At 65.6% G+C, this 13325-nt stretch carries 18 protein-coding genes; 10 read left to right on the top strand and 8 right to left on the bottom strand.

Annotated features, from left to right (window positions below):
* Positions 1 to 3: 3 nt before the first annotated feature.
* Positions 4 to 360 carry a DNA-directed RNA polymerase subunit omega gene (gene rpoZ, locus DL899_RS06480; RefSeq protein ID WP_111733177.1) on the bottom strand — a complete coding sequence of 119 codons (357 nt, stop codon included), beginning with the start codon at positions 358 to 360 and terminating at the stop codon, positions 4 to 6.
* Between the two features lie 77 nt (positions 361 to 437).
* Positions 438 to 1019 carry a 2-amino-4-hydroxy-6-hydroxymethyldihydropteridine diphosphokinase gene (gene folK / locus DL899_RS06475; RefSeq protein WP_111733176.1) on the bottom strand — a complete coding sequence of 194 codons (582 nt, stop codon included), beginning with the start codon at positions 1017 to 1019 and terminating at the stop codon, positions 438 to 440.
* Between the two features lie 151 nt (positions 1020 to 1170).
* Here folK and DL899_RS06470 point away from each other — a divergent pair, with 151 nt between their 5' ends.
* From DL899_RS06470 to DL899_RS06445, 6 genes are all read left to right on the top strand, one after another.
* Positions 1171 to 1749, top strand: a complete 579-nt coding sequence (locus DL899_RS06470; protein WP_111733175.1) for a LabA-like NYN domain-containing protein — start codon at positions 1171 to 1173, stop codon at positions 1747 to 1749.
* A 106-nt stretch (positions 1750 to 1855) separates the two neighbouring features.
* Positions 1856 to 2806 (top strand): 4-hydroxy-3-methylbut-2-enyl diphosphate reductase, encoded by a 951-nt coding sequence (gene ispH, locus DL899_RS06465; protein ID WP_111733174.1) that lies wholly within the window; start codon positions 1856 to 1858, stop codon positions 2804 to 2806.
* A gap of 82 nt (positions 2807 to 2888) precedes the next feature.
* Positions 2889 to 3503 carry a LysE family translocator gene (locus DL899_RS06460; RefSeq protein WP_111733173.1) on the top strand — a complete coding sequence of 205 codons (615 nt, stop codon included), beginning with the start codon at positions 2889 to 2891 and terminating at the stop codon, positions 3501 to 3503.
* On the top strand, positions 3500 to 3952 hold the full coding sequence (locus tag DL899_RS06455; protein WP_111733172.1) for a DUF3429 domain-containing protein: 453 nt from the start codon (positions 3500 to 3502) through the stop codon (positions 3950 to 3952). The genes DL899_RS06460 and DL899_RS06455 overlap by 4 nt, the downstream gene beginning before the upstream one ends.
* Before the next feature lie 27 nt (positions 3953 to 3979).
* Positions 3980 to 4447 (top strand): ribonuclease HI, encoded by a 468-nt coding sequence (gene rnhA / locus DL899_RS06450; RefSeq protein WP_111733171.1) that lies wholly within the window; start codon positions 3980 to 3982, stop codon positions 4445 to 4447.
* Positions 4434 to 4799, top strand: coding sequence for an aspartate aminotransferase (locus DL899_RS06445; RefSeq protein WP_338049648.1), 366 nt, complete (start codon positions 4434 to 4436; stop codon positions 4797 to 4799). The genes rnhA and DL899_RS06445 overlap by 14 nt, the downstream gene beginning before the upstream one ends.
* Before the next feature lie 3 nt (positions 4800 to 4802).
* On the opposite strand, the gene DL899_RS06440 is transcribed toward DL899_RS06445, so the two are convergent.
* Genes DL899_RS06440 through def (DL899_RS06420) form a run of 5 tightly spaced genes read right to left on the bottom strand, consistent with a single transcriptional unit; the run spans position 4803 to position 7246 of the window.
* Positions 4803 to 5045 (bottom strand): GlsB/YeaQ/YmgE family stress response membrane protein, encoded by a 243-nt coding sequence (locus DL899_RS06440; protein WP_111733169.1) that lies wholly within the window; start codon positions 5043 to 5045, stop codon positions 4803 to 4805.
* 12 nt (positions 5046 to 5057) lie between these two features.
* Positions 5058 to 5300, bottom strand: coding sequence for a hypothetical protein (locus DL899_RS06435; protein ID WP_111733168.1), 243 nt, complete (start codon positions 5298 to 5300; stop codon positions 5058 to 5060).
* A 10-nt stretch (positions 5301 to 5310) separates the two neighbouring features.
* Entirely contained in the window at positions 5311 to 6216 is a 906-nt protein-coding gene (gene fmt / locus DL899_RS06430; RefSeq protein WP_111733167.1) for a methionyl-tRNA formyltransferase, read from the bottom strand.
* 20 nt (positions 6217 to 6236) lie between these two features.
* Positions 6237 to 6731, bottom strand: coding sequence for a peptide deformylase (gene def, locus DL899_RS06425; protein ID WP_111733166.1), 495 nt, complete (start codon positions 6729 to 6731; stop codon positions 6237 to 6239).
* The gene (gene def / locus DL899_RS06420; protein WP_111733281.1) at positions 6728 to 7246 is read right to left on the bottom strand and encodes a peptide deformylase; all 519 of its coding nucleotides are present in this window, start codon (positions 7244 to 7246) and stop codon (positions 6728 to 6730) included. Before def (DL899_RS06420) ends, def (DL899_RS06425) begins: the two co-directional genes overlap by 4 nt.
* Before the next feature lie 96 nt (positions 7247 to 7342).
* Between def (DL899_RS06420) and DL899_RS06415 the strand changes: the two genes are divergently transcribed.
* The 3 genes from DL899_RS06415 to DL899_RS06405 all read left to right on the top strand — a co-directional run bounded on the left by DL899_RS06415 (position 7343) and on the right by DL899_RS06405 (position 10941).
* A complete protein-coding gene (locus DL899_RS06415) occupies positions 7343 to 8515 on the top strand; it encodes a MalY/PatB family protein (protein WP_111733279.1) in 1173 nt (390 codons plus the stop codon).
* Positions 8516 to 8844: 329 nt separating this feature from the next.
* Positions 8845 to 9954 (top strand): glycosyltransferase, encoded by a 1110-nt coding sequence (locus DL899_RS06410; protein ID WP_111733165.1) that lies wholly within the window; start codon positions 8845 to 8847, stop codon positions 9952 to 9954.
* Positions 9955 to 9957: 3 nt separating this feature from the next.
* Positions 9958 to 10941 carry a glycosyltransferase family 2 protein gene (locus tag DL899_RS06405; RefSeq protein ID WP_111733164.1) on the top strand — a complete coding sequence of 328 codons (984 nt, stop codon included), beginning with the start codon at positions 9958 to 9960 and terminating at the stop codon, positions 10939 to 10941.
* On the opposite strand, the gene DL899_RS06400 is transcribed toward DL899_RS06405, so the two are convergent.
* A complete protein-coding gene (locus DL899_RS06400; protein ID WP_111733163.1) occupies positions 10938 to 11741 on the bottom strand; it encodes a WecB/TagA/CpsF family glycosyltransferase in 804 nt (267 codons plus the stop codon). The genes DL899_RS06405 and DL899_RS06400 overlap by 4 nt on opposite strands.
* An 80-nt stretch (positions 11742 to 11821) precedes the next feature.
* Between DL899_RS06400 and DL899_RS06395 the strand changes: the two genes are divergently transcribed.
* Positions 11822 to 13237: a hypothetical protein gene (locus DL899_RS06395; RefSeq protein ID WP_111733162.1), complete on the top strand. Its 1416-nt coding sequence runs from the start codon at positions 11822 to 11824 to the stop codon at positions 13235 to 13237.
* Positions 13238 to 13325: the final 88 nt, after the last annotated feature.

Raw genomic sequence — 13325 nt, 5'->3', positions numbered from 1 at the left:
GTTTCAGCCCTGCCCCTGCGCCGCCATGAGTTGCCTGAGAAGATCCTCTTCGCCAGGCATATCGTCCTCGGCCGGCTTGTCGGGCTCACCACCCATCAGCAGGGCCATGGAATCCTCTTCCGGCTCGTCAACCTCGATCTGGGTCTGGTTCGACTCGATCAGGCGTTCGCGCAGATCATCGGCCGATTGCGTCTCTTCGGCGATTTCACGCAGTGCCACTACCGGGTTCTTGTCGTTGTCACGGTCCACTGTCAGCGGAGCGCCGGCAGCAATCTCGCGCGCGCGATGCGCGGCGAGCATCACCAGCTCGAACCGGTTCGGAACCTTGTCGACGCAGTCTTCGGTTGTCACGCGGGCCATGAGACCTCCAAGCGGTTGTCATATTCGGCGGGAAGACCTGTATCTATAGCCTCTCCGCAGGGTTTACAAGCGTCTAATCACGCCCCCTGCACCGGTAATGGCACCACCTCGGAAAGGGCCTCGTGCGGCAGCGCCAACAGCATCTCGCGCACGGTTTTTCCCAGTACCGGGTGACGCCAATCCGGGGCCACATCGGCCAGCGGAACCAGCACGAAGGCGCGGTCCTGCAGCCGCGGATGCGGCAGGATCAGCCGGTCGGGGGTATGCGCGATCTGGCTTTCGGGCGGCAGGCCGCGCCAGCGGTCGTGGGTGGCGCGATCGGGCAGCACCTGTTCGCCATGCGCGATCAGGTCCAGGTCAAGCGTCCGCCGCCCCCAGCGGCGCGCTCTTTCACGCCCGAATTCGGCCTCTGTCGCGTGCAGGCAATCCAGTGCTTCCTCCGGCCCGCCGTCAAGGCGCATGACCGCGGCGGCGTTAACGTAATCCGGCCCCGCGCCCGGCGGAAAACAGGGGGTCCGAAAGAACCGGCTGACGCGCATTCCCCGCGCGCCCCGCCGTGTGAGCCGGTCAATCGCGGCGCGCAGCGTCACCTCTGGCGCCCCGGCTGGCGAGGGCAGATTTGCCCCCAAAGCAATCACAAAATCGTTATGGTGTGACAAATTGCAACACCCGCCTCGCGGTTTGCGGCGCTTGGTCCCGGCGAAAACTCTTGTGAATTGGCATTCAAAATCCTAATTTCCGAGCGTCCTCTCCGGCATAAATTCCTTACCACTCATTCCGGACCGGGCGTGAATTCTGAAAGGGATTTGGATGTTTTACAAGGACGAACGGCTGGCGCTGTTCATTGATGGCTCAAACATTTACGCGGCTGCAAAGGCACTTGGGTTCGACATCGACTACAAGCTGTTGCGCGCAGAATTCATGCGCCGGGGCAAGTTGCTGCGCGCTTTCTACTATACCGCGTTGCTGGAAAACGACGAATATTCGCCGATCCGCCCGCTGGCCGACTGGCTGCATTATAACGGCTTTTCCATGGTCACCAAACCGGCCAAGGAATACACCGACAGCCAGGGACGGCGAAAGATAAAGGGCAACATGGACATCGAGCTTGCGGTCGATGCCATGGAACTGGCGCCAAGGGGCGATCATATCGTGCTGTTCTCGGGCGATGGCGATTTTCGGCCGCTGGTGGAAAGCCTGCAACGCCAGGGCGTTCGCGTCTCGGTCGTCTCGACCATTCGCAGCCAGCCACCGATGATCGCCGATGACCTGCGCCGGCAGGCCGACAATTTCATCGAACTGGACGACCTGAAGGACGTGATCGGCCGCCCGCCGCGCGAACATCATCACAACGGCGAGCACGAAAGCAGCTTTTCCACCGAGGAATGAGGCCCGCCGCCATCGCGGGCCGACCGGCCCGTGACGCCAATGCGCGCCCTTGCTCTGGACGCGGGCGGCGCATGGCTTTACCTGTTGCCCGCAGACCGGAGGCCGCATGACCAAATCGCCGCTGACACTTTACCTTGCCGCCCCGCGCGGGTTTTGCGCCGGGGTCGACCGGGCGATCAAGATCGTCGAGATGGCGCTCGGAAAATGGGGCGCGCCCGTCTATGTCCGCCACGAGATCGTGCACAACAAATATGTGGTCGACGATCTGCGCGCCAAGGGCGCGATCTTTGTCGAGGAACTCGACGAATGCCCCGACGACCGGCCGGTGATCTTTTCCGCCCACGGCGTGCCCAAGGCGGTGCCGGCCGAGGCCGCCCGCCGCGAGATGATCTATGTCGACGCCACCTGCCCGCTGGTGTCCAAGGTTCACATCGAGGCCGAGCGCCACGCCGAGGCGGGCATGCAGATCGTGATGATCGGCCATGCAGGCCACCCCGAGACAATCGGCACGATGGGCCAGCTGCCCCCGGGCGAGGTGCTGCTGGTGGAAACCCCCGCCGATGTGGCCGGCCTTGACGTGCGCGCCCCCGACAGGCTGGCATTCGTCACCCAGACGACACTGTCGGTCGATGACACCACCGAAATCGTCGCCGCGCTGAAGGCGCGCTTTCCCGCCATCGTCGGGCCCCACAAGAAAGACATCTGCTATGCCACCACCAACCGGCAGGAGGCGGTAAAGACCATCGCGTCACGCGCCGAGGCGATGCTGGTGGTGGGCGCGCCGAATTCATCGAACTCACGCCGGCTGGTCGAGGTCGGTCGCAAGGCGGGCTGTGGTTATGCCCAGCTGGTGCAGCGGGCCGCCGATATCGACTGGCGCGCGCTTGACGGCGTGCGCAGGCTGGGGCTGACCGCCGGGGCCAGTGCCCCCGAGGTGCTGGTGAACGAGGTGATCGACGCGGTGAAGGCACGCTATGAGGTGACGCTGGAGACGGTTGAGACCGCCACCGAAAATGTCGAGTTCAAGCTGCCCCGCACCGTGCGGGAACCGGCATGACCCTGGCCCCGGCGGACCCGGACCGGGTTGACACCCCGCCGTGGCTGTGGCCCCACTGGCGCGGCCAAACAGGAACACGGTCATGACCCTGCAATTTCTCATCACCGCGCTTGTCGTCGTCGTCGCGCCGGGCACCGGTGTGATCTATACCCTCGCCATCGGGCTGGGGCAGGGCCGGCGCGCCGCGACTTGGGCGGCGCTGGGCTGCACCCTGGGGATCGTGCCGCACCTGCTGGCGGCGATGTTGGAACTGGCGGCGTTGCTGCATACCTCGGCGCTGCTGTTTCAGGCGGTGAAATTCGCGGGGGTGGCCTATCTGCTCTGGCTTGCATGGCAGGCCCTGAAATCCGATGACGCGCTGGCAGTGCGCCCCAACCGCCGCTCCGATCCCGCGCCGCGGATCGCCCGCCGCGGCGCGCTGATCAACATCCTGAACCCGAAACTTTCGATCTTTTTCCTGGCGCTGCTGCCGCCTTTTCTGTCCGGCGATGCGTCCACCGCAACTATCGAAATGCTGAACCTCGGAGCCGTCTTCATGGGACTGACATTCGTCGTCTTCGTTCTTTACGGCAACTTTGCATCAGCCGCACGCAACCGGCTGCTGGCCTCTGAACGCGCGATGCGCTGGCTCAACCGCGGGTTCGCGGCGGTCTTTGCGACGCTGGGCGCGCGGCTTGCGATGGAGAAGGCCGCATGAGAATACCCCGCACGCCACTGATCATGAATTTCGCCGGACTTATCCCCTTTGTCTGGGGGGCTCTGACGGTGCTCCTGCCCGATCTGGGCCTCTGGGCGGCGCAGACGATCGGCCCCCGCTTTGTCGGGCTTTACGTGATGCTCTATTTTGGCGCGGTTCTTCTGTCCTTCATGGGGGGCGCCTTGCTGGGGTTCGTCTCTCGTCTTCCGGACGAAAACGCGACCCAGGGTTATATCCTGTCGGTCCTGCCGATGCTGTGGGCCTTTTTCATGATCGGCGGTGGCGCGATGGCGTCGGGGTTGTCGCTGATCGCGGGCTTTGCCGTCATCCTGACCTTCGATTGGTGGTTCTGGCGGCACGGGGCGGCACCCCAATGGTGGATGGGGATACGGTTAACGCTGACGGCGGTTGTTCTGACATGCCTTGTCATCGGGGTGGCACTGGCGTGATGTCCGGCCGGTTCATGCGTTTCGCCCATGGTTGAGATCGTCGCCCATACCGATGGCGCCTGTTCTGGCAATCCCGGCCCCGGCGGCTGGGGCGTGCTGTTGCAGGCACTCGACGGCGGCCGCGTCGTCAAGGAACGCGAGCTCAAGGGCGGCGAGGCGGTGACCACCAACAACCGGATGGAGCTGCTGGCCGCGATCGCCACGCTGGAAACCCTGAAAACCCCGAGCCGCATCACCATCGTCACCGACTCCGCCTATGTGAAGAACGGTATTACCGCCTGGATGCACGGCTGGAAAAAGAACGGGTGGAAGACCGCCGCGAAGAAGCCGGTCAAGAACGCCGACCTGTGGGAGCGGCTGGACGCGGCACAGGCCCGCCACGAGGTGTGCTGGGAATGGGTCAAGGGCCACGACGGCCACCCCGAGAACGAGCGCGCCGACGAATTGGCGCGCGAAGGGATGAAACCGTTCAAACGCGCAAGTGCCAAGGGCTGAGTGTCAGGCACGGATTTACCCTGTCTTAACCATCCTCCCGCAACATGCCGGCATGCACAGCCGCAATTCGCCCCTGTCGCCGGAAATCTGGCTGAACGACCTGTTCGCCTGCAAGGCAGTCCAGCAGGGCGGCGTGATCCGGCGCAAAGCCCGGGATATCGAACGCTTCGCCGGTATGGGCCGGTTCATGCAGGAAATCGACCGCCGCGGTTACCAGGTGGCGGAAAACGCCGGCCAGATCGTGATTTTCTGCAACCGCAGCCCCGTGCGCTGGCTGACACGCCAGCGCAACGCACCGCTTTCTTCGAAAGAAAGCGGCCCGAAATCTTTTCAAGATTTTGGATATGAATGACGGCTACTTTCGCTTTTCGATCCAGGTCTGCCAGGCCCAGATCAGCAGCAGCGCGCCCAGCACCGCGCCGACCAGCCCGGCCAGCATCCCCATCATCGCCAACAGCACCCGCAGCACCAGACCGCCCACCAGCGCACCGGCGATGCCGATGGCGATGGTGGTGACGATATTGGTTTCCAGTCGCATCATCCGCGTGGCCAGAAACCCCGCCGCGGCACCGATGATGATCAGCCAGACAGCCAGCATGACAAGGGTCTCCTATCGCCGTTTGCGCCAGTGCGTCGGCACAATCACCAACGCACCGATCGAGGAAATGATGGCATTCACACCCGGCGAACCGAACCCCAGCCCGAACATGATGCGAAGGAAGTAGAACAGGAAAGCCCCGCCCACGCAGATGATGATCGAGGGGATATACCCGTTGCGGGTAAAGCCCGAGCGTTCGCTGGCATAGCCGACGATCCCCGCGATCACGACGGTGCCGAAAAGCTGCAGGAACATGGCCTCTCCCTCAGATCCGCGTGCCCGGTGGCAGCGGCATGCCGCGCAGGAACGCATCTGCATCCTGTGCCGCGCGGCCCGCCCGTTGCAAGCGAAGAATTTGCACCGCCGCCTCGCCGCAGGCCACGGTCAGCGCATCATCCAGCACCTCGCCGGGCGCGCCCTGCCCCTCGGCCAGCCGCGAGGCCAGCAGCTTGACCCGCTCACCGCCGATCACGGTCCAGGCGCCGGGAAAGGGCGAAAGGCCGCGAATGTGTGCGTCCACCACCTGCGCCGTGGCGGTCCAGTCGATGCGCGCCTCGGCCTTGTCGATCTTGCCGGCATAGGTGACGCCTGCGTCAGGCTGTGGTTGGGGCGTCAGCGTATCGAACTCCGCCAGCGCCCGAACGATCAGCCGCGCGCCCAGCGCCGACAGCCGGTCGTGCAGGTCCCCGGCGGTGTCCTCGGCCCCGATCGGCACCGCCTCATGCAGCAACACCGGCCCGGTGTCCAGCCCGGCCTCCATCTGCATGATGGATACGCCCGTCTCATCGTCGCCGGCCATGATCGCGCGCTGGATGGGCGCCGCCCCGCGCCAGCGCGGCAACAGCGAGGCGTGGATGTTCAGGCAGCCCAGGCGCGGCGCGTCCAGCACCGGTTGCGGCAGGATCAGGCCATAGGCCACAACCACCGCCACGGCCGCGTCCCATGCCGCAAATTCGGCCTGCGCGGCCTTGTCCCGCAGGGTTTCGGGATGGCGCACGGGCAGGCCCAGCGCCTCGGCCCGCGCCTGTACCGGGCTGGGGCGGGGCTTCTTGCCCCGGCCCGCCGGGCGGGGTGGCTGGCAATAGACCGCCGCGACCTCGTGCCCGGCATCCAGCAACGCCTCCAGCGCCGGAACCGAGAAATCGGGTGTTCCCATGAAAACTATGCGCATCGCACCCTTTCGAGCGGGGTTCAGCCCGCCTTTCTTGCCTTTCTCAACAGCATGTCCCGTTTGACCTTGCTGAGACGGTCAAAATACATCCGCCCGTTCAGATGGTCGATCTGGTGCTGAACGGAGGTGGCCCATAGGCCGACGAAATCGCGCTCTTCGGTCTCTCCGTCATCGTTCAGGAACCGCACGGTCACGGCGCGGGGCCGCTCGATGGTGGCCGACACGCCGGGCAGGTTCGGGCTGGCCTCTTCATGGGCGCGCAACTGGACGCTTTCATGCAGCACCTCGGGATTGGCCATGCGCACCGCCTGACCGCGCTCGGTGCTGGCATCGACCACGGCCAGCCGCTGCATCACCCCGATCTGCGGCGCCGCCAGGCCCACGCCCGGCATCGCCTCCATCGTGTCGATCATGTCCTGCCAGGTGGCGCGCGTCTCATCGGTGATCCGGTCAACTGGCGCGGCGGCGGTCCGCAGCCGCCGGTCGGGCCAGGGCAGGCAACGCCTGACCGTCACGCCCGCGCCTTTTCACGCTTGAGCTTTTGCATTCGCCGGGTGATCAACTGGCGCTTCATCGGCCCCAGATAGTCGATGAACAGCTTGCCGTTCAGATGGTCGATCTCGTGCTGCACGCAGGTTGCCCACAATGCGTCAAAGGCTTGCTGTCGCTCGTTGCCGTCGGGGTCGATCCAGCGGATTTCGACCTCTTTCGGGCGCGTGACCGGGGCGTATTCCTCGGGGATCGACAGGCAGCCCTCTTCATGGGTGTTCATCTCGTCCGAGGCGGCGACGACCTCGGGGTTGAACATCACCATCGGGCGGGGCGCTTCGTTCTCGTCCTTGACGCAATCCATCACGATCAGGCGGCTCAGCACCCCAACCTGGGGCGCCGCCAGCCCGATACCGGGGGCGTCATACATCGTTTCCAGCATGTCATCGGCAAGGCGGCGCAGCTCGTCCGACAGGTCGTCGACGGGCGCGCAGACCTTTTTCAGCCGCGGGTCGGGGTGGATCAGGATGGGCCGTTTCATGGCGCTGATGTAGGTGATGGGCGCGCGATCCGCAACGCCCTTGCGCCCGCCTGCCAATGCGATAGCGTGCCGCAGATCGGCGAAACCGGAGGCAACATGAATTTCGACGAAGTGATCGACCGCCGCGGAACCAATTCGGCCAAATGGGACCGGATGCAGGCCTATAGCGGTGTTTCGCCCGATGACGGCATCGCCATGTGGGTGGCGGACATGGATTTTCGCGCGCCCGACTTTCTGCAAGAGGCGGTGCAGGGGCTGCTCGACAAGGCCAATTACGGCTATTTCGCCTCTGACGAACCGGCGCGGCAGGCCGTGGCCTGGTGGATGCGCGAACGCCACGGATGGGACGCCGACCCAGAATGGATGTCGAACACTGCCGGGCTGGGCCACGCCATCGCGCAGGTGCTGGAAACCTTCACCGATCCGGGCGACGAGATCATCATCTTTTCACCCGTCTATCACGAGTTTTCGCACAAGATCCGCCTTTGCGAGCGCACCGTGCACGAATCACCCCTGGTCATCCGCGACGGCGTCTATCACATGGATTTCGACGCGCTCGAGGCCGGGCTGACCGGGCGGGAAAAAGCGATGCTCATTTCCTCGCCCCACAACCCGGCAGGGCGCATCTGGACGCCAGATGAACTGCGTCGCCTGGCCGCTATCTGCGAGCGTCACAACCTGCTGATCATCGCCGACGAAATCCATCACGACCTCATCCATCCGGGGCAGAACTTTACCCCCTTCCTCGTGGCCGCGCCCGAGGCCGCGCCGGGAACGCTGGTGCTGACCGCCGCGTCAAAAACCTTCAACATCGCCGGGGCGCGGCTGGGCACCGTCACCATCCCCGACCCGGAAAAACGCAGCCGGTTTCAGACCGCGCTGATTGCGCACCAGGTGCAGCCAAACCTGCTGGGGATAGAGCTGACCCGCGCCGCCTATTCCCCGCGCGGGGCGAAATGGGTCGATACGCTGGTGGCCTACCTGGCCGGCAACGCGCAGCTTTTCAATGACGGCATGGCGCAGATACCGGGTCTGCGCGCGATGCCGATGCAGTCGACCTATCTTGCCTGGGTCGATTTTTCCGGCACCGGCATGGGCATGGACGAGGTGCTGGAAAGGGTCGACGGGCAGGCGCGCATCGCGCCCTCGCGCGGGGTCGATTTCGGCACCGGCGGCGAGACTTGCCTGCGCTTCAATGTTGGCACAGCACGCCCGCGCCTGCAGGAGGCGATCACGCGGCTGCAGGAGGCCTTTTCCGACCTGCAATAGGCAAGCCGGCACCGCACGCCTCGGGCGGCGAGCTATCGCGCATCCAGTCGGGTGAGCCCATGATGTTGGCGGTACGGGTACAGCCGCTGTTGGAGGCGTGATCGCCCCAGCGTTCATGGCCCGGCCGAATGGACATGACCCAAGGAACGCATTCCGGCCCGCCACGGCAAGGGTCAATCTGCGCCAACCCTGCTCTGCCCCACCAATGGGCCACGGCATGGGCCGAATTTGGTCATCATTCTGGCCGAGAGCCGTGTATTGTTTCCCGCAAACGAGCAGGGACGAATGATGACACAAACCGGCATATCCGGACCCGGCGGGGGCATGGCATGATCGCCTGGCGCATCCGGCGCAAACTTGCCGTGGCGCAGCACGAAAGCCGCCGCCGCGGCCCGCTGCGCGCGCCGTTTTCCGGTGATGCGGCGCGTCGGCTGCTGATCCTGTCGATCGACCACCGCATTCCGCAAAGCCAGATCTTTCCGTTCCATCACTATGCCCGCGCCATCCGCGCGCGCCACGACACCGAGATCCGCGAGGTCGATACCGCGACATGGCTGGCGGGCGGTGACTTGCCGGCGGGCGCCACGACGGTTGCATTCCAGACAGCGTTCGACATTTCCGACGCCGATCTTGGCCAGTTGCTGGACACGATCCGCGCCCGCAACCCCGGCGCGCGGCTGGTCTATCTGGACTGGTTCGCGCCGACCGACCTGCGGCTGGCGCACAGGGTCGGACCCGAGGTCGATGTGTATGTGACCAAGCACCTCTTGCGCGACCGGGCCCGCTATGATGCGCCGGTATATGGCGACACCACGCTGATGGATCACTATGGCCGCCGCTTCGGACTGGAACACGAGACCACACAGTTCCCCATCCCGCCGGGGTTCTGGGACAAGGTGTTGCTTGGCCCCTCCTTCGTGACCGCCGATTTCATGCTGCCGGCATTCGCGGGCGGGCGGATACCTAGCGGCGCGCGCCCCATCGACCTGCATGCGCGGCTGGCGACCGAGGGGTCGCCCTGGTACGCGGCGATGCGCCGCGAATGCGCGACCGCCGTCGACGCGCTGGACGGGCTGCGCAGGATCACCGACACCGGTGTCGGGCATCCGCGTTTCCTGGGCGAACTCGCACGGTCCAAGGTCTGTTTCAGCCCCTTCGGCTATGGCGAGGTCTGCTGGCGCGATTACGAGGCGGTGCTGATGGGCGCGGTGCTGCTCAAGCAGGACATGAGCCACGTCGCCACCGATCCCGACATCTTTGTCCCCGGCGAAACCTATGTGCCGGTGCAATGGGACCTGTCCGACATGGACGAAAAGGTCCGCTGGCTGGTGGCCGACGCCCCCGCCCGCCAGCGCATCGCGCGCGCGGCCTTTGAACTACTGGCAGACTACGCAAGCAGCGAACGCTTCGTCACCCAGATGGCCCCGGTGCTGGGTTAGGCCATGAACCGGACCGCCCCATATCCCCGCATCGCCGCCGTCGTCATCGGCCGGAACGAAGGCGCGCGGCTGGATGCCTGCCTGGCCTCGCTGCGGGGCACGGTGGGCGATATCGTCTATGTCGATTCCGGCTCGACCGATGGCAGCGTAGCGCGCGCGCAAGAGGCAGGTGCGCGGATGGTCGAACTCGACCCCGCCATACCCTTTACCGCCGCACGGGCGCGCAATGCAGGGCTGGCCGAACTCGACCGCGAGGCTTGCGACCTGGTGCAGTTCGTCGATGGTGACTGCACGGTGGTGCCCGGCTGGATCGGCACCGCCGCCGGCTTTCTGGCGGACCACCCACAGGTGGCGGCGGTCTGCGGCCAACGGCGCGAGGAACACCCCGGCGCCTCGGTCTACAACCGGCTGTGCGACCTGGAATGGCAGGGGCCGGCGGGAGAAACCCGCGCCTGCGGCGGCGATGCCCTGATGCGGCTGTCGGCACTCGATGCGGTGGACGGCTACCGCGCCACGCTGATCGCGGGCGAGGAGCCGGAACTCTGCGTGCGCCTGCGGCAGGCGGGATGGCTGATCTGGCGACTTGATGCGGCGATGACACGGCACGATGCGCGCATGACGCGGTTTGGCCAGTGGTGGCGGCGCAGCCTGCGGGCGGGCCATGCCTTTGCCGAGGGCGCGCATCTGCACGGCGCCCCGCCCGAACGCCACTGGGTGGCAGAGACCCGCCGCGCGCTGATCTGGGGGGCGGGCCTGCCGATGCTGATCGTGCTGACGGGGTTTCTGCACCCGGCCGCGCTGGCACTGGTGCTGGTCTATCCGGCACAGGTGCTGCGGCTGGCCGCCCGCAAGGGGCCGTCGCGGCGCATCTCGTGGGAATGGGCGGCATTCACCGTTCTGGGCAAGTTCGCCGAGGCACAGGGCGTACTGCGCTATAACACCCGCCGGCTGTTGCACCGGCGCGCAAACCTGATCGAGTATCGCTAGCCATGATCGCCACGCCCAGACAGACGCAGACGCAGCGACGCCAGCATCAGCCCCGGCAGGATGGCGATGCAGCGGGCATAGCGCGGCCCCAGCCGGCGCAGATCGCCCAGCGCGCGCCACAGCCATTCCAGCGCCAGGCGGCGCATCCAGAGGGGCGCGCGCCGCTGACGCCCGGCGATGAAATCCAGCCCCGCGCCGATCGACGCAAAGCCCACACCGGGCGTTTGGCCCTTGCCGCGCGCGGCCAGACGTTCCTGTTTCGGCGCGCCGAGCGCCAGCAGGCACAGGCCTATGTTCCGGCTTTTCAGCTCGTCCAAAACCGCATCGGCGGCGGCGCTTTCGGGGTCAAAGCCCATCGGCGGGGCGTGGCACCAGGCGATGTCGAGGCCTGGCATCTCTGCCATCAGCCGCCCGGCTGCGCGCGCCAGCGTGTCGTCGTCGCTGCCCACCAGCGCAACAGGCACCCCCGCCCCTGCGGCCAGGGCACAGAGCGGGCGCACCAGATCGGCGCCGGGCAACAGCGCCACCGGACGCCCGGCCAGCCGCGACAGCGCCACAACCGGGTTGCCGTCGGCCACCACCAGATCATGGGCGGCATAGGCGGCGGCAAATGCCGGATCGCAGCGCAGCTTGACCAGGTGATCGAGGTTGATCGTCGCCAGCGCGAACCCCTGGCGCGCGCTGAAACGCCTCCGGATTTCAGCGGAAAGCTGGTCGAAGTCGCGGATATTGACCGCAATTTCCCTGTCACCGATGTTGAATTGCACCGAGGATCGCCCCTGCCAGGCCCGCTGTACCATTGCCCCGCCCCACCCTATAACCGCAACACGCGATTGGGCCAGCCGTATTCGGCGCCCGGCGCGGGGCTGACAGGATAACCATGCCCAACGCCTTTGCATACCTGATGCTGATGATCTGGCCGGTGGTCTGCCTGCTGATGTTCCGCCGCATGGGGCTGGAACGCGCAATTATCTGGAGCATCCTTGGCGGCTACCTGCTGCTGCCGCCGCGGGCCACGCTGGACCTGCCGCTGGTGCCTGATTTCGACAAGACATCCATACCCAACCTTTGCGCATTGCTGTTCTGCATCCTGATCGCGCGGCGGCGGGTACCGGTCTGGCCCAACACCGGAATGGTGCGGCTGCTGCTGGTGACATTCATGGCCGGGACCATCGCCACGGTGCTGACCAACACCGATCCGATCCATTTCCAGTCGATGTTCGCGGCCGAGCCGGTTTCATTCGTCACCCATTCGCTGCCGGGACTGCGGTTGATCGACGTTGCCTCGGTTCTGTCGTCGCAGGCCATCACGCTCATTCCATTCATCCTGGGCTGGTCGTTCCTGTCATCGCCCGCCGGCACGCGCGAGTTGCTGCTGGCGCTGGTGGTGGGCGGGCTGGCCTATTCGGTGCCGGCGCTGGCAGAGGTCCGCCTCAGCCCGCAGATCAACACCTGGGTCTATGGCTTTTTCCAGCACGATTTCGGCCAGATGATGCGCGAAGGCGGCTTTCGCCCGATCGTGTTCCTGCCGCACGGGCTGTGGATCGCCTTTTTCTTCATGACGGCGTTGTTGTCGGCATCCGCGTTGGGGCGCGAAGCGGAGCGGGGCACGCGCAACCGGTTCATGGCGGCGATGCTTTACCTGGCCTTCGTTCTTTACCTTTGCAAAAGCCTGGCACCGTTCCTCTATGGGCTGGCGCTGGTGCCCGTATTGTTGCTGACCTCGCCCCGGCTGCAGGTGCGCCTTGCACTGGGGTTCGCCGTGATCGCGATACTTTACCCGATCCTGCGCGATTACGACCTGGTGCCCATCGACCGCCTGCTGGCCTGGGCCGAGGCGATCGACCCTGCCCGCGCGCAATCGCTCGGCTATCGCTTCGAGAACGAAGAAATGCTGCTGGAGCGTGCACACGAAAGATGGCTCTTCGGCTGGGGTGTCTGGGGGCGCAACCTGGTGCGTGATTTGCAGACGGGCGAACTGATCTCGGTTCCCGACGGGGAATGGATCATCGTTTTCGGGACCTTCGGCTGGGTTGGCTATCTCAGCAAGATGGGGCTGCTGGCAGCACCGCTCTATTTGCTCTGGCGGCGGCTGCGGCATGGCACACCCTCGCGGGTGGCCGCGGCGCTGGCGCTGATCCTGGCGATTACCCTGGTCGACATGCTGATCAATGCCATCCTCACGCCCTATACTTGGCTCATTGCCGGCGCGGTTCTGGGCTATTGCGAACGCGAGATGCCGCGCGCCGCCACGCCGAAAGAAAAGAGGCGCGGGGCGCGCCCGGTCCTGTCGTGACGGCGAGCATGGCGACGGAATCACCACAAGCACAAGGGATGCGACAGGGGCTGTTCCTGATTCGCAAACAATTTGGGTCCGATATGGA

Source organism: Roseovarius amoyensis (assembly GCF_003260265.1).
GTDB classification, from domain to species: domain Bacteria; phylum Pseudomonadota; class Alphaproteobacteria; order Rhodobacterales; family Rhodobacteraceae; genus Roseovarius; species Roseovarius amoyensis.
This window is presented reverse-complemented; position numbering and strand designations above follow the sequence as displayed.